The sequence below is a fragment of the Thermodesulforhabdaceae bacterium genome (assembly GCA_037482015.1).
GTDB lineage: Bacteria > Desulfobacterota > Syntrophobacteria > Syntrophobacterales > Thermodesulforhabdaceae > JAOACS01.
In genome coordinates this window covers 1-22,334 of sequence record JBBFKT010000018.1, presented here as the reverse complement: position 1 = coordinate 22,334, position 22,334 = coordinate 1, and the positions used below count along the sequence as shown (strand labels likewise).

Below are 22,334 nucleotides of genomic sequence, written 5' to 3'. Positions count from 1 at the left end.
GGGAACTCCATACATAAACTCCAAGAAAAAAGTCCAGTATAGTATACTCTATTGCACCAGGTTTGTACATGAGCCAAGTTTTTTAACCGAAAAGTGCTCACCCACAAATCCCTTTCCCTTCTGGCTATAAAAACCCAAAGCCTTGTACTGCCTATTTACAACCTGAGAAAACCTGATGGCACATACCTCATAAAATTTCTAAAACCTCTGGAGATGCCCAAGGAGGGACCTCTAGAAAAAAGGATTATTGAAACTACCACTCTGTTCAACAATCTCCTTGAAAAAATGATTCTAGAGGATCCTTCCCAGTGGTATTGGATCCATAGAAGATTTAAAGATAGTCTGCCGCTATAGAGGAAATTGCTTGTCCAAGTTTGTCATCTATCGTAAGTTGATGCAACTACTTGATAAGTTATGTTCATGCTACACTATGAATTTCAGTTTATTAGATTTTTCTTACGGTTTTTAGAAGTCGAAGCGAAAGCCCAGGTACATAGCATCTATCTGTTTTTTAGCTTCTCTAATTAGTATAGGCTGTTTCCGTCCTAAAAAGTGACAAACTTGGTTTAAAAGTCAAAAAAGCAATAAAGAATTGTCGAACATCCACAAACTCCTTGACCATTTTAACATGCCCAGTTAAAAGATAGATTGGCTTGGATCCTCCCGACATCCCGGAACACGGTGAAAATCCGTGGCGGACCCGCCGCTGTAACCCTCAAGCGCTCCTAATAAAGGAGCGGCTCTTCGGCAAAAAGCCACTGTCTCGCTAAAGCGGGATGGGAAGGCGCCAAAGAGGAGGGAAGCCAGAAGACCTGTCGGGGAGGAAGTTCGGGCATCCTGATGGCAAAGGGACCCGGATCAATCTCTAGAAGGGATTGGTCCGGGTTTTTTTATTATATCCCTTTAATTCACAGTAGAAAGGAGGTGAACAGGAATGAAGAAAGTGATCAGCTACAGAAGAAAATGCAAACGTATGGAAGGAACCGGTCTGTCCCACTATGTTCTTCTCACGGCCAAGAAGTAAAAACTAGGTATTAGAGGCAACCTGCAGCGGGAAGTCTCTATCCGGTGGGGGCGCGCTAATATGCGCCCCCATTAGGCTTATTAACATGATCCAAAATTTAAAAATTTCTTGAAGGAGGCTTGCAAAACCATGAAATACGCTAATTCCGGGTATGGTCCACAGTTTGCCGTGTTAGATGTGGGACTTGAAGATCGTGTAGCAGTTATAGAACCAGATACGGGATTCTGGGCCCTCGTAGAAAACAAGGATCTAGGAGACGCTCTCTCTGGAGGCATTGTTAAAGATTTTCTTGAAGAAGCTGATCGATTCAGGAAAGAAATGCACTCCTTCAGGTTTGAACTCACACCTTCGGCAGTTTATTTTAACCCTACCGAGCGTTGCAATTTTAACTGTCCATACTGCTACCTTCCCGAAACCATGAGACGATCTGGTGAAACAATGTCTTATGAAACTCTATCCGAGGCTCTTCATCGCCTTCTTGACTATTTTCGATCTAATCTCCACCCATCCGTAAAGCCCCAGCTTATTTTTCACGGCAGCGAACCCATGGTAGCAAAAGACACAGTCTTTAGAGCAATAGAAAAATTCGAAAACGATTTCCACTTCGGAATTCAAACCAACGGCTCTCTTCTGGACGATGAAGCCATAACATTTCTTAGAAACAAAGGCATAAGTATAGGCATATCGCTGGACGCCCATGATCAGGCAATTGCTGATTCACTACGTCATTCCTGGGGAGGAAACGGAGCTTTTAAGCATCTTCTTAAGGTCATGGCCGATCTTGCAGACTACCCGGGTTTTAATGTTATCACCACCGTAACCAAACATAATGTTTCCATTCTGCCTCAGATGGTAGATTTTTACGCAGATCATGGTGTTAGTATGGTCATGTTCAACCCTGTTCGATGCACTCAGAAAGGAGGACGAGATCTAAAACCCGAGGATGATATTTTCGCAACATATTTTTGTAAAGCTCTGGATCGGACGCAGGAAATCAGGAAAGAGCGTGGGTTCAAGATTGTTGTAGTGAATTTCGCCAATGTTCTGGCAGGCATTATTGGACCAACCACAAGACGGCTTATGTGTGACATATCTCCCTGCGGTGGAGGAAGGTGTTTCTTCGCCGTTTCAGCCAGGGGGGATGTTTTTCCCTGCAGCGAGTTTATAGGGCTTGAGAGTTTCAAAGGCGGGAATATTTTTTATCATTCAATTCCCGAAATTCTTTCTTCTGAAGCTTTCCAAATGATTACTACCCGCACAGTAGAACAAATCGATCCTTGCAATAGATGCGCCATAAGACACTTTTGTGGAGCTCCCTGCCCCGCTGAAGTTTACGCTCTCGCGGGATCCCTTCAGTCTCCAGCTCCATACTGCGCCTTCTACGAAGAGCAGGTAAGATACGCTTTTAGAGTGATCGCTAGAGGAGAAGAACAGTATTATCTCTGGGACGGATGGGAGGAGGAAACCGAGGAAGTTTACAGCCACAACCGACAAACTTCTATGGTATAGAAAAAATCTATTTTTGCGCCCGATTATCAAATTCATAGTTGATGTTTTCGCTTTTAGTCTTTACAATACAGCTTAAATTTGAAACGCAAGTAACAAGTGGCTCTCGTTTCTCTGCTGGGGAGGAGGAGTGCGAGAGCCAAGGTTGAGGGATTTTGTGGGATGTTTCTCGAGTAAGGAGAGGAGCCTATGGAGCCGTTATTGCTGTCGAAAAGAGAAAGGCGAAAGCTCGCAAGTCAGTATGCCGAGCTTTGCCTTACCTGCGGAACCTGCGCAGGAGGATGTCCCGTAGCAGGCGTAGATGGACTCGATCCAAGAAAAGTAGTTCGTCTTGCCGTGCTGGGGCTGGATCAGGAGATTATCGATTCCAAATTTCCCTGGGTTTGCACTCTCTGCGGTCGTTGCGAGTATGCATGTCCAATGGGGGTTGATCTGTTAGCGCTTTTGAGATCCGCTCGAGGATTGAGAGCCCGCGACAAAGTGCCGGGCGTTCTTCACAAAGGCGTAGAAATGTGCCTTAATACTGGAAACAATGTGGGAATTCCAAAAGAAGACTTCCTTTTCCTCTTAGAAGATGTTGGAGCAGAGCTTGCCGAAGAACTGCCTGGCTTTGAAGTGCCGGTTGACAAAAAAGGCGCACGAATCCTTGTTACTATTAACTCCAAAGAACCTTTTGCCGAACCCGAAGACATGACTTTCTGGTGGAAAATCTTCTACGCTGCCGGTGAATCCTGGACTGTTCCATCAGAAAACTGGGAAGGTGTAAACTGGGGTCTATTCACCGGCGATGATGCGGCTATGAAGGAAATAGTCAGCCGTATAGTTAAGAATTACAAGGAGCTTGAATGCGAGTATTTGCTCTTGCCTGAATGAGGCCACGCATACTACGCGACCAGGTTGGGTCTCGAAAGATGGTTTAAGGGCGAAGTAAAATACCTGAGCATTCATGACCTTCTAAAGCAATACCTGGAAGAAGGTCGCATTAAGGTTGACAAGTCAATCCACACCGAACTCACCACCTATCACGATCCCTGTAATTACGGCAGAAAGAGTGAAAAAGCCTTCGGTCATGGCTATTACGAAGAACCAAGATGGATTGTTCAGCAATGCTGTGAAAACTTCGTTGACATGAATCCAACCAAAGCAAATAACTTCTGCTGCGGAGCAGGTGGTGGTGCTTGGGCTGGTCCCTATGTAGAAGAACGGGTCTTTTACGGCAGAGTGAAGGCAAAACAGATTAAAGACACAGGAGCAACGCTTGTCGTAGCTCCATGCCACAACTGCCGTGATCAAATCAAAAAGAGCCTCAAAAAAGAATATGACCTTGATATTGAAGTAAAATACCTGTGGGAACTAGTTGCCGATTCTTTAATTATTGAACCAAAGGAAGAAGAAGGCGGCGAAAAATAAAAAATTAAAAGGGCGGCTAAGTTGTTGGTCGCCCCTTTTATTTTTTCAAAAAAACGAACCGGGGAAAATCCCCGGTTTTTTCATTTCGACTAATGGGGATGAGCCTCTTACTTTGTGGGGGCTCATCCCTAAAAGTTAGCTTTACTTAAGTAACGGAACGATGAGCAAGGCGACGATGTTCACAACCTTGATCATCGGGTTGATGGCAGGACCTGCGGTGTCTTTGTAGGGGTCGCCCACGGTGTCGCCGGTTACGGCAGCCTTATGAGCATCAGATCCCTTGCCACCGAAAGCACCATCTTCGATGTATTTTTTGGCATTGTCCCAAGCACCACCACCGCTGGTCATAGCAATAGCCTGGAAAAGACCTGTTACGATGCTTCCAATAAGAACACCACCGAGAGCTTCCTTACCAATAAGGAAGCCAACGAGAAGAGGAGTCGCCACGGGCAGAAGCGCAGGAATCATCATTTCCTTAATGGCGCTCTTGGTAACGATATCAACGCATTTTCCATATTCAGGACGAGCAGTTCCTTCCATAATGCCAGGAATTTCGCGGAACTGACGTCGAACTTCTTCAACAACGCCACCCGCAGCTCTACCAACGGCTTCCATAAGGAGCGATCCAAAGAGGAATGGGAGCAAGCCGCCAATGAAAAGACCAACGAGCACCTTCGGGTTGGAGAGGTCGAAAGCAATGCTTTCGCCGAAAGATCTGGAGTATTCGGCGAAGAGTACGAGAGCTGCCAATCCGGCAGATCCGATTGCGTATCCTTTGGTAACCGCCTTTGTGGTATTTCCTACGGCATCAAGAGGATCAGTTACAGCGCGGACGCTGTCGGGCAGCTCAGCCATTTCGGCAATACCGCCAGCATTATCGGTGATCGGACCATAGGAGTCGATGGCAACCACGATACCCGTCATGGAGAGCATTGATACGGCAGAAAGAGCGATAGCAAAGAGACCGCCACCGGGGCTACCGGAAAAACCACCACCAAGGTAATAGGCACCTATAATAGCGGCACTGATGGCAAGCACTGGAAGACTGGTTGACTTCATGCTAACTGCAAGACCTGCAATAATGTTGGTTGCATGGCCAGTCAAGCTGGACGCTGCAATATGCTGAACCGGCTTGAAGCTCTTGGACGTAAAGTATTCGGTTATCATAACAATAAGACCGGTCAGGATAACACCTATAACCGCGGTCAAGAAGACGCCCATTGGAGTAAAGGCAGGCTGGACGTTGGGGAGCTTAAGGAACCACTGAGAAACAAAATAAAATGCTATTGCTGCCAGGACAGCGGATACAGCAAGACCCTTATAGAGAGCACCCATGATATACTGGCTCTTTCCAAGGCGAACAAAGAAGGTGCCTATAATTGAAGCAAGGATAGATACGCCACCGATAAGGAGCGGAAATTCAACCCAAAGACTCTGGGGTCCATAAACGGTTTTGGCAAGAAGCATTGCCGCAACAACGGTAACAACGTAAGTTTCATAAAGGTCAGCGGCCATACCTGCGCAGTCACCAACATTGTCACCCACGTTATCGGCGATTACTGCGGCATTTCGAGGATCGTCCTCGGGAATACCCGCTTCAACTTTACCGACAAGGTCGGCTCCGACGTCGGCAGCCTTGGTGTAAATACCACCGGCGATTCGAGCGAAGACGCTCATGAGCGAACAACCGAATCCGAGACCAACGAGAGCGTGAAAAGCTTCATCTATGGGGGCCATAGATTTGACTATAACATAGTAGCCGGCGATGCTCAAAAGACCAAGACCCACTACCATAAGTCCCGTAACTGAACCGCCTCTGAAGGCTACTTTGAGAGCCGAATCAAGACCGGCTTTTGCTGCTTCTGCTGTTCTCACGTTAGCTCTAACCGTAACCATCATTCCAATGTAGCCGGCAAGAGCGGAGCCGAAAGCACCGAGTACGAATCCGAGAGCCACGAATTTTCCTAGATAGACTAGCGCTGCTGCGAGCACAACGCCAACCATTGCAACCGTCTTATACTCACGGTTCAGAAAGGCCTTGGCTCCTTCATGAATAGCATCTGAAATCATCTGCATTTTTTCAGATCCGGCGGGAAGCTTAACAACCCACGCGGCTGTAAAAAGCGCATAGACGACACTAAGCAAACCACATCCCAAAGCAAACATCAAAATCTGGCTTAACTCCATCGACCCATCCTCCTTTCATACAACCATTGATTCTTCAGTGCCCTATTGAGCACATACCCTTAAAAAATGCCCTAAAAATACTGCTAATTTACATTGCTCTTCCCCTCTCACCTCCTCATATGTGTGAAAAATTGACTTTACACCATCTCTTACCCTCTACCTTTTTGATACCGCTTCTACGCTTACCGCGTAAAAAGACAACAATCTTCCTTCTTTTCGATACTTTTTTCACATGATTCATAACTAAATTAGCGCCTTAACGTTGTCAAGAAGAAAAGCTTACTCTGGTATAAAGTTGTCCTATGCGTTCCCTAAGAGAATTAACGAGAACAAGTTCCTTTTCTATAGCGTAAACTCGTTCCCTTGATTCAGCTTCGCTCCTTTCCTTGACTTCCATACCCTTACTGATTGCATCGGAAAGAGATTTTAAGGTGCGGTTTACTCCTTCTAATATACCACGGCGAAACTGATCTGTTGCTTTTTCTGTTGTTTTAACGAGAGCAAATCGAGCTCTTCCACTATACATATCAGACATAATTGAAAGCTGATTGAGCCATCTTTTCAAAATGCGATCTCTCGCTTTCCTAATCAAAAATTCCTTCAAACGAGAAAACCGGCTCATCCATCTGGGAACTTTTTCTGTAAGCATAGTATCGAGAAGTTCCAGAGCCACCGGATCCTGCTTGATCCGAAATACACTTCCTGCTTTATCCATAAATTTCATTGAAAAGCTTCCTGAAAAAGCCGGCAGATCAAAAAGCTCAGATGAAAATTTCATCAATTCCGCCGTTTCTACCTCAACATCTCTTCTCAAAGGATCAAAAATTTCCTGGAGGTGTTTATCAAGTATTTCTCTTTCCTTTTCACACCACGCCATGTAACCATCATAGAGCCCATCCGTAATACAACGTCTCAACGCTTCATTAAGTTCTTCAAGAGATCGATTCTGGTAATCTTCAAATATCTTAAGAACCTCGGCTTTTATTTCTCCCTCTATAGACTGTCTGAAAGACCTTAGATCCGCATCAAGCTGACTTAAAATTGTTTTATTTACGGAATTATCAATGATAGAAGCAAGGTGGGTCATTCGTATAGAAAGTTCAGAACGTTTCTTATCAAAGAGTTCAAGCTTTGCTCTAAGCTCCTCAATGGGACTCAACAAAGCCTTCCGCTCAAGCTCAAGTGAAAGAGACGCTTCCGAAAGATACCACAACATTCTATGAGCAGCAGAACACACGAGCACTCTACCCTTTTCTTCCATAAGAAAAGCTTCCAAAGCCGACGAAAAAGTTTGAAGCCCGCTATCTTCAAGGAGTTGTGAAAGTCCTTTATTCTTGCCTTCTAAAGCCCACTTTGCAGACACCGGGAAAAGCCTTACATCTTTCCCCATTGTTTCTTCAAGCACACTTCTGGTAAAAGATACCGCTCTATCAAGCTCTTCTCTAGGGGCTACATCGATCTTGTTCAGGACAAAAAAGATCTTGTGAGCGAAATTCCTAACGTCTTTCAAAAAATCCAGTTCTGCTTCACTTGCAGGCTGATCAATCGAAAGAACAAAAATGGCTGCATCAGATTTCGGAAGATATTTATATGCAATATCCGTGTTATGCTTATAGACTGAACCGACACCAGGAGTATCAACCAGTTTCACACCGCCTCGGAGATATTCTGAAGGGAAACTTACCTGCACTTCCTGAACGTTTTTTTCATTCCTGGGATTGCCAATTTCCGTAACGTATTCACCAATTTCTTCCACAGCTATTTCTCTGGTTATTCCGTCTGCAAAAAAAACCGTCGCCGAAACTTTTTCTCCATAGGTAATTACCGTAACAATGGACGTAAGGGGCACCACACCTGTGGGAAGAAGTTCTTCACCAAGCAAGGCATTGATAAGATAGGTCTTGCCTCTTTTGAACTGGCCCACCACAACAAGTTCAAAAACTTCCTGATCCAGTTTATTGCGGATTTCTTCAAGCGTAAACCGCTGAGACGCACCGATCTGCTTAAACTGCTCAATAGCAACAATAATTTCTTGCTTGTATCTGCTGAAATCCTGAAAGGACTCAGTTATGCCCTGGCTATCTACCATATCTCCCACATATCCTTTCTATCTACGACTAAATCTTTAAACGAAAAAACCATCCCGAACATTTTTCAACTACATCACAATGTTCGGGATGGTCTATAGGAAATTGCCAAAATTATTCGTAAACTTTTTCTTCTTCAGCGTGAGCTTCGGGAGCGTCCTGTTCGCAATCTCTGGTTAGCCCAAGTTGCTTGATTTTCCAATACTCTTTATACCACTCATGGGCAGTAACCACCGACATTATCTCGTTTGTTCCGGTCCATATAGACGCAAGCCTGATATCGCGGTAGATACGCTCAATTGGAAAGATGTTAGTATAGCCAATTCCTCCCATTACCTGCATAGCGTTGTGAACAACTTTCTGGCATGATTCTGTGACAAATTTCTTCGTCTCCGATATAAGCCGCCTTACGTAGTTTTCAGGCGCTTTTTGATCAACAGCTCGAGCGGTTGAGTAAACCATTGTTCTAGATGCATCAAGGAGCATAACAGCTTCGGCAATCTGAAAACTCACGCCTTGAAACTCATAAATTGGTTTTCCAAAGGCTTTCCTACGAGTAGAATAACCCGTGGCAATTTCCAGAGCCGGCCTGGCGGCTCCGATTGTCATCGCTGCCGTGCCAAGTCTTTCAGGGATCATCATTGTCTTAAAAACTTCGTAACCACCATTAACCTTGCCCAGCACGTTTTCTTTCGGGACTTTCACATCTCGAAACACCAGTCTGCTTGTGCCGCCCCCCCGGCATCCCATAAGCCCATACAAATATTTCGTTTCGACACCGGGTCCTCTATCGACGATAAAGCATGTAATCCCATGATGGGGATCAACATCCGGGTTTGTGCGAGCATAAACAAGGAAATAATCTGCCCCTTCACCTCCCACGATAAATCGTTTCTGACCATTTAGAAGGAAATAATCGCCTTTATCTACGGCGTAAGTTGTGGTGCCAAAGAAGTCAGATCCACCGCGGGGTTCGGTAAGGCATTCAGCAGCGAAGAGTTCCCCTCGAAGAAGCGGCTTAACGTAGCGTTCCTTCTGTTCATCTGTGCCATGAATTACTATTGCATCACACACGAGTTCAGCACCAACCCCAAAGACACAGGCAAATATGTATCCCAGAGTGCCAACCTCTTCCATAGCCACACAGGTGCTAACCCAGTCCATTTCACGTCCGCCCCACTTTTTTGGATAGCGACAGCCTAAAAGATTTCTCCGAGCAGCTTCTTGCAGAAACTCCTTTGGAAACTTGATCTTATCAGCGTCCATATCAATGATCATCTGACGGGGAACGGATTTGACAAAGTCTCGTACCTCGTCCCGCCAAGCCTTTTGAGCATCCGTAAGAAGATGGTCCATCATGTTTTTCCCTCCTGGTTATCGATAGATTTTCCTGAGTTGTTCTTTGTTAAGCTTACCTGCGCTGGTAACAGGGATTTCTTCAACTATTAAGAATCTATCGGGAATCCAGAATTTGGCTATTCGACCTTCCGAAACCTTGTTTTCAATAAAACTCCTAAGCTCAGAATCAGATACAGGTTCCTTAGGCTTAACAACAGCCAAAGGACGTTCTCCCCAGCGATCATCAGGAACAGGTATAACCGCCACCATAGCAACTTTGGGATGCTCTGAAATAACCGCTTCGAGCACAGAAGACATAATCCATTCGCCGCCACTTTTTATCGCATCTTTCTGACGATCTGCTACGGTAAGCCAACCATCAGGGCTTAGACTTCCAAGATCGCCAGTCTTAAACCAGCCTGGGTGTTCCGGTGGATAAGCCTCTGCAGAACGCTCGGGATCGTTGTAATAACCCTCAGGAAGCCAGGGGCTTGAAACCCAGATTTCACCAATGGTTTTACCGTCATTAGGAAGTGGAGAACCTTTCTCGTCCCGTATGGAAATATCCACCATAGGAAGAGGCCTCATGCGAGTCCGAAGCATTTCCCATTCTTCGGAATAACTAGAAGGTAGAGTTTTTCCTTCTGGAACAACAGAAATAGAAGCACCCAACTGATCTGATCCACCATATATAAGGCTGTAGCGAACTCCACGTGAGACAGCCTGGCGAGCAAGACCCGTTGGAAGTGCACTACCACCAGTAAGAATCTTCACTTTTCCAAAATTTTCAACATCAAGCAACATATGAAGCTGTGTAGGCACCATGTTAAGCCAGGTAACTCCTTCACGATGAATGATTTCAGCTTGCTCAGACGGAATAGCTCTTCCCGGCAAAACCATCTTCGCCCCCAGGTAAGGACCGAAAAAAGCCGTTCCCCAGCCGTGGATGTGGAAAAACGGGATAAGCGGCATTATCACATCGGAACTTCCAATATGCGCGCCAGTTTCATGAATTGTCAGGTGATGGCAGAGTTGAAGAGAGCCCAGCAAGATATCGCGATGGCGATAGCGAATACCCTTTGGTCTTCCCGTCGTCCCAGTGGTGTAAAAAATGGAGTAAGTATCAGTTTCGCTAACTTTCTCTGGGGTCTCCAAAAAGTCACCACTTCGAACAAGTTCTTCGTAGGAAAAAGAATTAGACGCACCGGGAAGCTTAAGGTTTTCGTCGTCGCTCATAATTATCCAATTTGGGAAACGCTCCGCCACCGGTTTAACTGCCTGAATAAAAAGATCTGATACGCATATCCATTCATCGCCAGCGTGCACCATGGTATAGACAAGATCTTCACCAGGAAGGCGAAAATTCAAAGTGTGGATAATAGCCCCCACCATAGAAAGAGCGTAGTGCAGTTCAAGATAGCGATGAGTATTTGCGTCCAACACTCCAACTACTGTGCCTTTCTTTATACCTATACGTTTAAGGCTTGATGCAAGGCGGCAGACTCGTTCATAAAAACTTCTATAGGTAAGCCGCACTGATCCTGAAACAATTTCTTGATTTCCGAAAAGCGATGTTGTTCTTCCTAACAATTCATGAACTACTAGAGCTTTCATAATAGCCTCCTTTCATGTCTATGTTAGTGCCTTGTATGAACATTGCCGTTATCAAATCAGCGAGGCGATATACGTGGGAACGAACCTCTTCGGGGGTTCTGCCGGGATAGTTTCGAAAAGTGATAAGGATTCCATTGAGTGCTGCAAAGAAGGCATGAGCGATAATTCTTTTCAAAGGTGTCGAACATGAAGACTCAAACAGTTTCTGGAAGACGTCCAGTAAACGTTTTTCCATGGAATTGAGCCGGTCAAGGGCTTCTCCTTCGAGGTTTCCCTCGAGCATGAAATGGCTCATCATTTTGAAATAATGGTCCTTTTCCAGCAGGAAGTTTACATAAAGGCGAGCGATGGATTTCGGATCGCTTTTTTCTTCGATCGCTTTTTCGGTAAGTTCTATTAGTTCTTTAGCACCTCGCATGAAGGCTTCCACGAAAAGCGATTGCTTATCCGGAAAGTAGCGATAAAGAGCACCTACAGAAACACCTAGTTCTTTGGCTATATCCCTCATTCCAACATCTTTAAAGGACTTCGAACCAAAGACTCTCTCGGCAGCATCTAGTATGAGCTCTTTGCGCTTTTCTCGCTCTTCCTCCCGCAGTTCCATGAAAGCATGTTTCATAGATTTCCTCCTGTTGAAATTAGTAATTTCCTGGAGCGCGGAATTGGAAGCCAGGAATTAGGGATTAGGGATTAGGAACTAGGAATTGGGAATTAACCTTCTGTTGAACTAGTAACTTCTTGAAGCGCATTATTTTGGAAAGCCCAGCACAATCTGGCACAGAAATCATCCCATCTTCCACACTCATGACGACTTGTCAGCACATTCTTTTGAACCAGTTCATCGCATTCTTTTCCAAACTCATTGCCAAGACCATCTCCCAATAGATCACGACAAAACAAAACAGGAGAATATCCGCCCTCTCTCACTCTCTGCAAATCCCTGTAGATTTGGGTAAGGAGTACATTTCTTGGTCCTTCCCAGAGTTCGTTTACTATGGAGTCACGAAATAGACGTGGAAGGTCTGAAAAATCTTCTATTACACCGTGACCACCAAATATAGAAATGGCTTTTCTGAGAACATCGGGGGCATCTTGAGCAGCGGTAATTTTTTGGAGCATAACAAGTTCACGGACTACAAATCTTCTTCGCCACAAATCAAGCGGTTCATCAGTGGGCTTTAGTCCTCCTTGAAATCCTCCAGGAAGATCGAAAAAGAGCGAATAAAGCTTCAGGGCCCCTGCAAGGCTTCTTCTTGCAATGTTTTCTATTTCATCGAGAGTTCTTGCCACCAGAGGGAAATTTTCCAGCCGTGTTCCAAAAGCTTCACGAAACGAGGCATAGAGGCGCGCCTCACGAACTCCCCTTATCATAAAAGCGGCACTGGAAAGGCCAACGGTCATGCGAGAATAGGCGAGCACAATACCAACAACATTTGCAAGTCCTTTATCAAGAGGACCCACAGGGTATGCAATACTTCCATTAAAAGTGATCTCGGCTGTAGGAAGTTCCACCGTTCCCATCTTCCACTTGAGTCTGTTTATAGTAAAATTGTTTCGCTTTTTTCTAGCCTTCCCGTCAGGAACTTCCCAGGAAGGAACAACGAAGGCAGCTACATGGGGAGAACCTTCTGGTTTTGCTGTGACTACGGCATAATCAGCGTGGGTAGCGGAACAGAAGAATTTATCGCCGTAAATCTTCCAATGATCACCTTCTTTAATCGCCATGACGCGGTTTGATGGAACATCAGAACCGCCCTGAATTTCGGAAAGGTATTGTGCTCCTATGCCAAAATCTCCATCTAGACCTTCACGGCAGTGAACAAGGATTCGTTTAAGTTCAGGGGTGTCAGCATAGCGTTCCAGAAGAGCGATAAGTCCCTCGGTGCAGACAAGAGGGCAGGCGATACAAGCTTCACCAAGCTGGTAAACGAGGAAAAGCTTGGCAAGCCTAACCCAGGGATGAGTTTTGGTGGAAAAGAGAGCTTCAGAAAAGATCTCTTTTTCGAGAAGCTCGGTTTCCATGGGTCTAATTATTTCGTCTATTCTGTGCCCGTGGGCATCGTAATGGATTATGCAGGGGCGTCTATCCCAGGATGCCATACGCTCAACGAACTTCCGCCATCTAAATGAAACCTTAAGGGATATTTCGCTTGCGGCTTTATCAACTTGCTCTCTTATCGAAGGCGGAGGAAAATGCCGGAAAGCCTTTTGAGTGAAGGCGTCTGAGCGGTAGAAATCGAGACTTTCTCGCACGTTTAAAAACTCATCGAAACTATAAGGATTTAAAATGCGATCATCATCCATACATACTCCTCTCTTTCGAAAACAACATTGCCTAAAGTGAACATTGTTCATTATAATGTGAACCACAAAGACCGAGCAAGCAAAATGAGAAATGAAAATGTTAAAAAGCCAGCTTTTAGGACTATGCCCCTAAAATGGTAGCATTCGCGTTATACTGGGTGTTTGTTAGGGTGCAAGGGCTTCAACTATTCACGAGCTGGTAATTTAAGTGCGGAAAATTTTACTTGCGGGACATTTCCAGTAGAGTAGAGGCGCAACACATTTCACGCCTCTACCCAAAAAAGAATGCGCGTAAAACTACAGCGAAACTATTGTTTTGAAGATCCCTTATTCAGCTCATCTAAGGCTTGTTTTGCAAGATTTGCTTCGCTGGTGTTGGCATATTTCTTTATAACTTTTTCATAGAGTATTTTTGCCGCCGTTGAATCTCCCAATTTTTCCCAGGCTTTCCCCTGCTTATACATAGCCATGGGAACCTTGTTGCCCTTGGGATAGACATCTATAACTTTTTGGTAATGCTCGATAGCTTTTAGAAGATTGCCGCGAGTAAACTGGATTTCCCCCAGCCAGAAAGTTGCGTCATCGGCTAAAGGAGAATCGGGATATTTCTTGAGAAACTCTTGAAAGCCCTTTTCTGAGGCATTGTAATCCTTGCGATTGTATGCTGCCAGAGATTCCTCATACATAGCTTTCTCTGAAGAAGGCTTTTGTTGAGGAGATTCCTCTGAGGGTTTTTTTTGTGGAGTTTCTTGAGGTTTTTCAGAAACGGCAGCTTGTTTTGTTGTTCCAGCAGGTTGTTCTGTGGGCTTTTCTGGTGGTTTAGGTGAAGGTTCAGCTTTTTGTTCTTTTTGTTGTTCAGCAGGAGCAGTTAAAGGAGGAGTAGAAGGCTTTTCCTGCTGTTTTTTCGCCGCATCCTGAATCTGAGCGAGTTGATTAGAAACTGCCGAGAGCTTCTGTTCGTGTTCTTCAACTTTACCCTGCACCTGCCCCACCTTGGTTCTAAGAGCATCAATGGATGCACCCATGTCTGCCACATTTTTAGCGCTAGCCTTATAACCTTCCATTGTCTGCTCTAATCTGTAAACTCGCTCTTCCAGCATAACCATTCTCTGATTCAGAGCAGACAGTTCGTTACCACCGGTAGTAACACAGCCACTAATCCCGGCAATAACTCCAAAAATTACAATTAACAGCAAAATTTTACCTTTCATGGTTTTCACATACCTCTCATTTTATGATCCGTCACAGGGGCAAGATACCTTTACCCCTATTTCTTTTCTATCCATCTCGGTTATTGCCCATTGCAAGAGCACTTTAAAAGGTGCTCCCGCAAAGAGTGCAAATAAGTTCTAGAAATGTATTACGAAATGGGCTCGGCGGTTTTTTGCCCATGATGCTTCATCGTGCCCAGTAGCTATTGGTCTCTCTTCACCGTAACTGATCATCTGCATTCGTTCCGGATTTATACCAAGATTTACGAGATACTGCCACGCGCTGTGGGCTCTTCTCTCCCCAAGAGCAAGGTTATACTCGTTAGTTCCTCGCTCGTCGCAATGTCCTTCAATGGTGATAGTAAGAGAAGGGTATCTCTTCAAGAATTCAGCTTTCTTAGACAAAATAGGTTTTGCATCTTCTCGAATCGCTGCAGAGTCAAAATCGAAATGGATATCTTGATTTTCAAATTCTTCCTTTTGTCTAAGAAATTCTCGCTTCTGTTCCTCAGTGGTAATACCAAGAGCTCGAAGTTTTTCGTCTGTCAAAGGAGTAGTTCCAATACCTGCTTCGGCACCAGGTGCTCCGTAGCCACCAGCACCAGGTCCCGCAAGTCCCGGTCCCATAGGTGGTCCCTGAACGGTTTTTTTACTACAGCTTACTAGCAGACCGCACACCAAAAGCATTCCAACCATCCCCATAAGCAATCTACTTTTCCTCATGATCTGTCACCCTCCTTTTTAAAATTCTCTACGGCAAGGACGCATTGAACTGTGTCCTCACCTAATCTCTCGTCAACAAAATGCATCCACAGAGAATACATCTAAAACAACCCAGTTGTTGCAACTCTACTGAAATCTAGGTGACCATGATGGCAAAATCTGATCACCTGGCATTTCCGTAAGAAGTCTTGCGTCCGCTCCGTTTCTTAACATCACCCATATAGCATTTCTTCCCGATCTGCTGGACTGGAAAGCAATCATTCTTCCATCAGGAGACCAGGTAGGAGCTTCGTTGTTATAGTTACCGTTAGTAAGCTGCATAGTGCTTGATGTTTCTGGATTTACAATAAAAATATGATGATGCCCTCCGCTTAACCCCGAATAGGCAATCCAATCCCCTTTGGGTGACCAACTGGGGCTTGTATTATAGTCACCTGAAAAGGTGATGCGTCGCTTTGACCCTGTAGAAACATCATAAACGTAAATCTGGGGGTTCCCTGTTTCGTTTGAGACATAGGCAATTTTTCTACCGTCCGGAGACCAAGAAGGACTGGTTTTTATGTTCCAGCCTCCACTTACAAGCCTACCCACAATGTTTCCCTGCGGATCCACTCCAACAATTTCTGGACCACTATCAGAACGGGCAACTGAAACAGCAATCAGGTCCCTTTGAGGATTAAAGCGAACATTTGAAATAGTTCCTCCCAGGAAAAAGTCTCGAACAATTCGGCTTCCAACGTCCAGAACGCACAAAGCTGTTTTATTTCCACGAAAGCCAACATAAGCTATGAACCTTCCATCAGGACTCCAGCTAGGAGACATGGCTAATTCTTCTCTCGGTGTAAGTAGCGTAGGATTAGAACCATCGAAATCCACCATATAAATCCTGGAGACTTTCCCTTCTTTGTTAACAAAAGCGATTTTAGTTGAAAAAACGCCTCCTTCTCCCGTGATAAGTTTCAATATTTCGTCAACGAATCGATGGATCATGAGTTTTCTATCCTGAAGCTTTCCGTCGTAAGCTTTACCAAGAAGCATTTTCCTACCCACCACATCAAAAAATCGAAGTTCCATATGGATGTTCTGTCCATCGGTGGAATAGGATCCTCTAATGAGATATTCAGCACCTCCTTGCTTAAACTGACCAAAATCTATCTCTGCTGCCGTAACTCCTAATTTCTGTGGATCGGCAAAAAATGCTCGAGAATCCAGCACCTGAAAAATACCGGATATTTGGAGATCCTTTTTCGTTGTGGATAACAGGTCCTCAGCAACTCCTGAACCACCCCCATCCACTCTAAAACCCGGGACGGCTATCGGTAGCTTTCTAAATGAAGGATCTGTAATATCAAGATAGACTCGATCCGAACCATAAGCCTGCATAACAAGGAAAACAGTGGATACCAGTGTTACCACAGGCAAAACAGCAAATCTTTTGAGCCATCGTTTCATACCTTGTTGAACCTCCGATTCAAAAAATCCGCATCATAAATTTTTAGGGACACAGTGACACTTCCGCGTCCCTAAAAAGGCATCCACACCAGAGGATGTCTCTCTTACGATCGCTGTCCTTTTACCAAATCTTTTGGTCTAAAGCGAATACCAATTTCTTCGTAGGGCGGGCTATAAGTTTTTGGAAAAGGAGGAAGAGGATTTGCTTTTTGAACCGCTCTCCAGACTGAAGAATCAAAAATTTCGTTTCCGGATTTTTTTTCAAATCGGACGTCCATAATGGTTCCATCCCGCCGAATTTTTATTACAAGTATAGCTTCTATATCGTCTCTATTAATTAGTTCTGAAGGCACCGCCCATTGACTTTGGATTGCTCTCCAGACTTCACTGTAATAAAGCCTTCTCGCAAGCCCATATTCTTCTGATGTCTGAGAACTTCCACCAGCTTCCGATGAATCGCCTTTACCTTCAGCACTGCTTTTCCCCCCGGAAGACTTGCCTTTTTCATCTAATGAAGACGCAGAATGGCCTCCGCCCCCCGAGGTTTCTTCTCTTTGAGCCTTGGCTTCGCTAGACTTCTCAGTCTGTTTAGAATTCTCCTTAGAACCGCTAGCACTGGTCTCCTTAAGTAGTTCCTTACGCTGTTCTATAGGCTTAGGAGCATCTCTTTTTACACTTATATTCGGAAGAAGGTTTTCCCATCTGGCAGATGGCTGCTGGGAAGTTTTAGGCATAGCGATAGATGGGGAAGGAGCTTCAATAGGTTTTATTTCAGACTTTTGAACCTCTTTCTCCTCCACAGGCACACTGATTTTCCTTACTGAATAAATGGGAATATCTTCTTTTTTCCCTCCGCGCGACTCTTTACTTCCTGCACTGGCCAGGATTTCACTAACCGAGGGAGCCTTTATATTTTTCTGAGGAAGCTTGCCTAACTGATCGGCAGATACCACTTTAACTTTGTAGGCCTTGATGTCGGTGAACTTCGATGAAGGGGTCAGCTTAGGAAGCACCACAACAGCAATAACCAACACAGCATGAATGAGAATAGATATGATCAACCCTATAGCGTAGAGCTTCTTAGGTTCACTAACGGCAAAAACTGACCGTTCAAGATCCATAAAATCTCCCCTCGATTAGCACTCACAAACATCAATGCTACACATCACAGTATCAACCCAAGTAATTTTTCAACCCTGGGGCTATCTATGAACATCTAATTTTTATCGTTTTACATCGTCTGGGGTTAACGTTGGTTTGCCTTCAGTTACCATTCCAATTTCTTCTATTCCAGCCTGCCTGATCTTTCCCATAACTTCCATCACAAAACCGTAAGGAAGTCCCTCATCAGCTCGCAAAAAAACCCCCGCTTTGGTAGCTCTATTGGCGTAGATAGCTTCAAGCTTCGACACAAGGTCTCCAAGAGTTACCTCATATTCGTTAATAAATATCTTTCGATCCCCTGCTATGGTGATAATGAGTCGTTCTTCTTTTGCTTCAATAGCTGGCGCCTGAACCTGGGGAAGTTTAACGTCAACTCCTTGCATCATCATGGGTGCCGTAACCATAAAGATCACGAGAAGCACAAGCATAACGTCCACGAAAGGTGTAACGTTAATGTCTGCCATAAGAGATCTTGGTTTTCGCTGATCCCCAACGTTCATAGCAAATTCCCCTGACTTGCCGCAGAAACGGTTTTTGATTCTGGCTGTGATTGCCCTTCCGTCATTTTTCTCTTGATCCACTCTTTTTCCACAGTGTTCAGGAAATCATTAATGAAATGTTGCATATCCGTTTCAACAACGTGAATCTTCTGCATAAAGTAATTATAGGCGATAACGGCGGGAATGGCAGCAGCAAGACCAATAGCAGTAGCGATAAGTGCTTCAGCTATACCTGGAGCCACAACGGCAAGGTTGGCCGAGCCTTGAAGTCCTATATGCCGAAAGCTGTTCATAATGCCCCAAACGGTTCCGAAGAGACCAATAAAGGGAGCACTACTTCCGGTAGAAGCCAGCACAGGAAGCCATTTCTCCATCCTGGCCCGCTCTACCATGCTCGCCGTCTCCATCGCTCTGTGGACAATCTCTTTCATGTGATCTCCCAAAAGGATATTTGCTCCACTGTGGAATCTACCAAATCTGGGGGTTTCCGCTTCAACCTTTGCCGATTCAACGGATTTCAGGAACCTTACAAATTCCCCATATCCTGCTCGGAAGATATACAACAGGGGGGTTTCAGAGAAACGTCGAGTGTCCTGATAAAAGAGCCCAATACTTCGAGCTAGGTGAAATTTGGAGAGAAACTCCACATTCTCACGCTGAATCTTCCTGAAACTCCAGAACTTTGCTACTACGATGGTCCAGCAAGCTAGCGAAAGAAGCACCAGAATAAGGAGCACAATTCTAACGACAATACCAGTATGCCCCAGTATGGAAAGCACAGAACCTTCCGAACCTGCACCAAGAGTTGTTGTCACAAACGAAAACATTTCAAAAAATCCTCCTATTCCGGAGACTTTTTATAGGCACCACCAAGCCATTTTCATCGTTACGATGAACCTTCTTTGAGTTCGCGAAGCGCTTGCACTATGCAGGGCAGAGCTTTACCAGCCGGTTCCCCAATGTAAAGGTCAGTCAGTGCTGAACTAATGGCCGAAGGGGTGGGGTTAATCTCCACAATGTAGGCTCCGCGCTCTTTAGCAATAACGGGCAGGTAAGAAGCCGGAGCAACAGTCGCCGAAGTGCCAATTATAAGCATTACATCGCAGCGCGCAGCATATTCCATAGAACGGCGATAAGCCAAGGGTGGGATAGGCTCACCAAAGAAGACAAAATCAGGTCTAATAGGTCCTGAACAGGAACACCTAGGTGGCAAATCGTCAAATCTTATCATTTCGGGAAGATAAGTCTGTCCGCAAACATCGCACCGCAATGTTCTTGCATGGCCGTGATATTCTATAACCTCAACACTACCGGCCCTTTGATGAAGGCTGTCTATGTTTTGGGTAACGATTGCCCTGATATGCCCTTCCCTTTCAAGTTCTGCAAGACTTATGTGAGCCGGATTAGGTTTAGCGTTATTAAGAAGATCTTGAACTTCAAGAATCATTCGCCATACTTTAGCAGGATCCTTTCTAAAAGACTCAATGTAGCCGTATTCTTCAGGATCATATTTTGACCACAAACCGGAAGGGCTTCTGAAATCAGGGATTCCACTTTCTACCGAAATCCCCGCCCCTGTAAGAGCTATGCCGAAGCGGGCATTCTTGATTTTCTCTGCTGCAATTTTGTATTTATCTTCCATAACCGCCTAGCTCCTGGTTGTTGCTATTATCACACACAAAGAGCACCCACGAATATGTAGGGTGCGCTCCTACTTGGATACTTTAATTTTAACAGTCTGTCCTTTAACCACATGGTTACTCTTTAATTGGTTCCACTGCTTAATGTCATCTACTGAAACGCCATAACGTTTAGCAATGGAAACCAGACTTTCTCCTTTTGAAACCACGTGGTATCGGAATTGTTGAACGTAACGCTTCTTGAGTTCTTCAACTTTCATTCCAAAAGAGTCTTTTTGCTCCGGGGGAACACGAAAAGCATAAAAACCAGCAGGAAGGGTATCCGATTGAATATGAGGATTATAAATAAGGAATTGTCTGTAGGTCAAACCTGCAGCTTCTGCAAGATCAACAACGGAAATGGAATCGTTAAGAGTAACCGGCACCTTTTCCAGTTGAAAAGGCTGGTAACCTGTTCCTTTGATATACTGGTAGCCATATTTTTCAGGATTCGAGAGCACTTCTTTAATAGCCATAATTCTGAATACATATCGCTCAGTTTCGTTCGGCAATCTAAGATCGTAATAGCTTTTAACCCTTTGCTTCGACATCTCACGAAAGACTCGATCTTCCCCACAATTGTATGCCGCTAGAGCGAGAGTCCAGCTATGGAACTTATTGTAAAGGTCGGTAAGGTATCTAAGCGCACTTTCTGTGGCTTTCTCAAAGTCGTAACGCTCATCCAGATGGTTGGCTACTCTAAGTCCATAATTAGACCCTGTGGATGGAATAAATTGCCATATACCAGCAGCACCAGCTGAAGATTTTGCTCCTGGCAACAGATCGCTTTCTGCCACCATAACATATTTCAAGTCGTCAGGCAGTCCCTTCGCTTTAAGTTGCTGCTCCAGCCACGGGAAATACCGTTCCGCTCTCTTAAGCCACAGATAGACCTGAGCATGAGAATACACTACTATTGTGAACTCTCGATCGAACCGTTCCATAATATCAGGTCTCTTAAGGGGCACAGACTCTCCACAGAAGGTAAATTCAGACGGCAGGCGGAAGTAAGGAACAATTCCGGAAGGCATCGATGGCTGAGAAGGTTGAACAGGCGTGATCTGAGGCGGTAAAGAAGCAAGTTTCTTCGCTCCCCCAGATCCTTCCGATTCCATTGTCCCCACGCTACTACAGCCACTAATAAACAGGAATAATATGATAAAACTCGAAGCATACCTCACGGCTCTCATAATTCCACCTCTCTCATCCATATTTATCCTGCCCCAACACAACTCACCAAGGGTACACAGCCGAGTTTTCTTACATTCCAACAAGTTCATACTCGCTGAAGAAAAATCCTATCTCTTTAACCGCCGTCTCAGGGCTGTCGGAACCATGCACAGCATTTTTTTCCACATCAGTTCCATATTCAGCCCTTATCGTGCCCGGTTCTGCCTGTTTAGGATTCGTAGCTCCCATGATGGCTCTATTTCGGCGGATTACATCTTCTCCTTCGAGCACCATAACCATGATGGGTCCCGAAGACATGAAATCAGTCAAGCTATCGTAAAAAGGTTTATCCTTGTGCACAGCATAGAAAGCCATTGCTTCTTCCTTAGTTAATTTCACCATCTTAGCAGCTACAATCCTGATACCTTCTGATTCAAACCGAGCCATAATTTTCCCCATTAGACCTCGTGATACTGCATCAGGTTTGATGATCGAAAGCGTTCTTTCCATAGCATCTCCTCCGGTTTCTTTAGAATGACACATGCTTTCCAAACAACTTGTCCACTATCCTTTCGACGGAAAAGCCTACATCAGTCCCTGGAATAGTCAAGCCTATTCGAGGGTGTCCGAAAACTTCTCTTACATGGTGGCAAAGTGACATAAACCATAGAAAACGCATGGATGAATCTCAACCTGGAAAACCTTTCCAGACTTATGCAGCTAAAAAACGACTTAAATATACGATTCACCAGAATTGGGATAGGGTTGGTCAGTTTGACTGATCCCCTCCCACACCACCCGGCATGCGGGTCTGCACCGGGCGGTTCGAGAAGTGTAGGGGCAATCCCTTGTGGTTGCCCCGTAATCGGACATGCACACGGCCCTGGAATTGGGCAGGCACAAGGCCTGCCCCTACGGGACGGTTATCGTTATCTCCGGTTCACCACCGTCACCCTTTCAGGTGC

General features: G+C 45.0%; 17 protein-coding genes and 1 riboswitch. Of the genes, 2 read left to right on the top strand and 15 right to left on the bottom strand.

What is annotated here, in order from left to right; translation table 11 throughout:
• Positions 1 to 673 precede the first annotated feature (673 nt).
• A riboswitch (cobalamin riboswitch) is annotated at positions 674 to 812 on the top strand.
• Between the two features lie 341 nt (positions 813 to 1,153).
• Both cbpB and WHS38_11795 read left to right on the top strand, forming a co-directional pair.
• A complete protein-coding gene (cbpB, locus tag WHS38_11800; GenBank protein MEJ5301662.1) occupies positions 1,154 to 2,533 on the top strand; it encodes a peptide-modifying radical SAM enzyme CbpB in 1,380 nt (459 codons plus the stop codon).
• 186 nt (positions 2,534 to 2,719) lie between these two features.
• Positions 2,720 to 3,940, top strand: coding sequence for a (Fe-S)-binding protein (locus WHS38_11795; protein MEJ5301661.1), 1,221 nt, complete (start codon positions 2,720 to 2,722; stop codon positions 3,938 to 3,940).
• A 141-nt stretch (positions 3,941 to 4,081) separates the two neighbouring features.
• On the opposite strand, the gene WHS38_11790 is transcribed toward WHS38_11795, so the two are convergent.
• The 15 genes from WHS38_11790 to ndk form a co-directional block, all read right to left on the bottom strand.
• Entirely contained in the window at positions 4,082 to 6,127 is a 2,046-nt protein-coding gene (locus WHS38_11790; protein ID MEJ5301660.1) for a sodium-translocating pyrophosphatase, read from the bottom strand.
• A gap of 265 nt (positions 6,128 to 6,392) precedes the next feature.
• Complete coding sequence (locus tag WHS38_11785) at positions 6,393 to 8,216, bottom strand: dynamin family protein (protein ID MEJ5301659.1); 1,824 nt, start codon at positions 8,214 to 8,216, stop codon at positions 6,393 to 6,395.
• A 112-nt stretch (positions 8,217 to 8,328) separates the two neighbouring features.
• A complete protein-coding gene (locus WHS38_11780) occupies positions 8,329 to 9,573 on the bottom strand; it encodes an acyl-CoA dehydrogenase family protein (GenBank protein MEJ5301658.1) in 1,245 nt (414 codons plus the stop codon).
• Between the two features lie 15 nt (positions 9,574 to 9,588).
• The gene (locus tag WHS38_11775) at positions 9,589 to 11,166 is read right to left on the bottom strand and encodes an AMP-binding protein (protein ID MEJ5301657.1); all 1,578 of its coding nucleotides are present in this window, start codon (positions 11,164 to 11,166) and stop codon (positions 9,589 to 9,591) included.
• Positions 11,144 to 11,785, bottom strand: coding sequence for a TetR/AcrR family transcriptional regulator (locus WHS38_11770; protein MEJ5301656.1), 642 nt, complete (start codon positions 11,783 to 11,785; stop codon positions 11,144 to 11,146). Before WHS38_11770 ends, WHS38_11775 begins: the two co-directional genes overlap by 23 nt.
• Positions 11,786 to 11,877: 92 nt before the next feature.
• Positions 11,878 to 13,470, bottom strand: coding sequence for an acyl-CoA dehydrogenase family protein (locus WHS38_11765; protein ID MEJ5301655.1), 1,593 nt, complete (start codon positions 13,468 to 13,470; stop codon positions 11,878 to 11,880).
• 308 nt (positions 13,471 to 13,778) lie between these two features.
• A complete protein-coding gene (gene ybgF, locus WHS38_11760) occupies positions 13,779 to 14,681 on the bottom strand; it encodes a tol-pal system protein YbgF (protein MEJ5301654.1) in 903 nt (300 codons plus the stop codon).
• A 138-nt stretch (positions 14,682 to 14,819) separates the two neighbouring features.
• The gene (gene pal / locus WHS38_11755) at positions 14,820 to 15,404 is read right to left on the bottom strand and encodes a peptidoglycan-associated lipoprotein Pal (GenBank protein ID MEJ5301653.1); all 585 of its coding nucleotides are present in this window, start codon (positions 15,402 to 15,404) and stop codon (positions 14,820 to 14,822) included.
• A gap of 126 nt (positions 15,405 to 15,530) precedes the next feature.
• Positions 15,531 to 16,856 carry a hypothetical protein gene (locus tag WHS38_11750; protein ID MEJ5301652.1) on the bottom strand — a complete coding sequence of 442 codons (1,326 nt, stop codon included), beginning with the start codon at positions 16,854 to 16,856 and terminating at the stop codon, positions 15,531 to 15,533.
• Between the two features lie 104 nt (positions 16,857 to 16,960).
• On the bottom strand, positions 16,961 to 17,977 hold the full coding sequence (locus WHS38_11745) for a TonB family protein (protein MEJ5301651.1): 1,017 nt from the start codon (positions 17,975 to 17,977) through the stop codon (positions 16,961 to 16,963).
• Between the two features lie 102 nt (positions 17,978 to 18,079).
• A complete protein-coding gene (gene tolR / locus WHS38_11740) occupies positions 18,080 to 18,520 on the bottom strand; it encodes a protein TolR (protein ID MEJ5301650.1) in 441 nt (146 codons plus the stop codon).
• The gene (locus tag WHS38_11735) at positions 18,517 to 19,347 is read right to left on the bottom strand and encodes a MotA/TolQ/ExbB proton channel family protein (protein ID MEJ5301649.1); all 831 of its coding nucleotides are present in this window, start codon (positions 19,345 to 19,347) and stop codon (positions 18,517 to 18,519) included. The genes tolR and WHS38_11735 overlap by 4 nt, the downstream gene beginning before the upstream one ends.
• Positions 19,348 to 19,406: 59 nt before the next feature.
• Entirely contained in the window at positions 19,407 to 20,162 is a 756-nt protein-coding gene (locus WHS38_11730; protein ID MEJ5301648.1) for an NAD-dependent deacylase, read from the bottom strand.
• A gap of 69 nt (positions 20,163 to 20,231) precedes the next feature.
• Positions 20,232 to 21,410 carry a transglycosylase SLT domain-containing protein gene (locus WHS38_11725; protein MEJ5301647.1) on the bottom strand — a complete coding sequence of 393 codons (1,179 nt, stop codon included), beginning with the start codon at positions 21,408 to 21,410 and terminating at the stop codon, positions 20,232 to 20,234.
• A 49-nt stretch (positions 21,411 to 21,459) separates the two neighbouring features.
• Positions 21,460 to 21,879, bottom strand: a complete 420-nt coding sequence (ndk, locus tag WHS38_11720; GenBank protein MEJ5301646.1) for a nucleoside-diphosphate kinase — start codon at positions 21,877 to 21,879, stop codon at positions 21,460 to 21,462.
• Positions 21,880 to 22,334: the final 455 nt, after the last annotated feature.

Excerpts from the sequence above, each read along its gene's own strand:
- WHS38_11770 (MEJ5301656.1), bottom strand. The coding sequence starts at position 11,785 with ATGAAACATGCTTTCATGGAACTGCGGGAGGAAGAGCGAGAAAAGCGC.
- ybgF (MEJ5301654.1), bottom strand. The coding sequence starts at position 14,681 with ATGAAAGGTAAAATTTTGCTGTTAATTGTAATTTTTGGAGTTATTGCC.
- WHS38_11730 (MEJ5301648.1), bottom strand. The coding sequence starts at position 20,162 with ATGGAAGATAAATACAAAATTGCAGCAGAGAAAATCAAGAATGCCCGC.
- pal (MEJ5301653.1), bottom strand. The coding sequence starts at position 15,404 with ATGAGGAAAAGTAGATTGCTTATGGGGATGGTTGGAATGCTTTTGGTG.
- WHS38_11790 (MEJ5301660.1), bottom strand. The coding sequence starts at position 6,127 with ATGGAGTTAAGCCAGATTTTGATGTTTGCTTTGGGATGTGGTTTGCTT.
- tolR (MEJ5301650.1), bottom strand. The coding sequence starts at position 18,520 with ATGAACGTTGGGGATCAGCGAAAACCAAGATCTCTTATGGCAGACATT.
- WHS38_11745 (MEJ5301651.1), bottom strand. The coding sequence starts at position 17,977 with ATGGATCTTGAACGGTCAGTTTTTGCCGTTAGTGAACCTAAGAAGCTC.
- WHS38_11765 (MEJ5301655.1), bottom strand. The coding sequence starts at position 13,470 with ATGGATGATGATCGCATTTTAAATCCTTATAGTTTCGATGAGTTTTTA.
- WHS38_11775 (MEJ5301657.1), bottom strand. The coding sequence starts at position 11,166 with ATGAAAGCTCTAGTAGTTCATGAATTGTTAGGAAGAACAACATCGCTT.
- WHS38_11735 (MEJ5301649.1), bottom strand. The coding sequence starts at position 19,347 with ATGTTTTCGTTTGTGACAACAACTCTTGGTGCAGGTTCGGAAGGTTCT.
- cbpB (MEJ5301662.1), top strand. The coding sequence starts at position 1,154 with ATGAAATACGCTAATTCCGGGTATGGTCCACAGTTTGCCGTGTTAGAT.
- WHS38_11725 (MEJ5301647.1), bottom strand. The coding sequence starts at position 21,410 with ATGGATGAGAGAGGTGGAATTATGAGAGCCGTGAGGTATGCTTCGAGT.
- ndk (MEJ5301646.1), bottom strand. The coding sequence starts at position 21,879 with ATGGAAAGAACGCTTTCGATCATCAAACCTGATGCAGTATCACGAGGT.
- WHS38_11780 (MEJ5301658.1), bottom strand. The coding sequence starts at position 9,573 with ATGATGGACCATCTTCTTACGGATGCTCAAAAGGCTTGGCGGGACGAG.
- WHS38_11785 (MEJ5301659.1), bottom strand. The coding sequence starts at position 8,216 with ATGGTAGATAGCCAGGGCATAACTGAGTCCTTTCAGGATTTCAGCAGA.
- WHS38_11750 (MEJ5301652.1), bottom strand. The coding sequence starts at position 16,856 with ATGAAACGATGGCTCAAAAGATTTGCTGTTTTGCCTGTGGTAACACTG.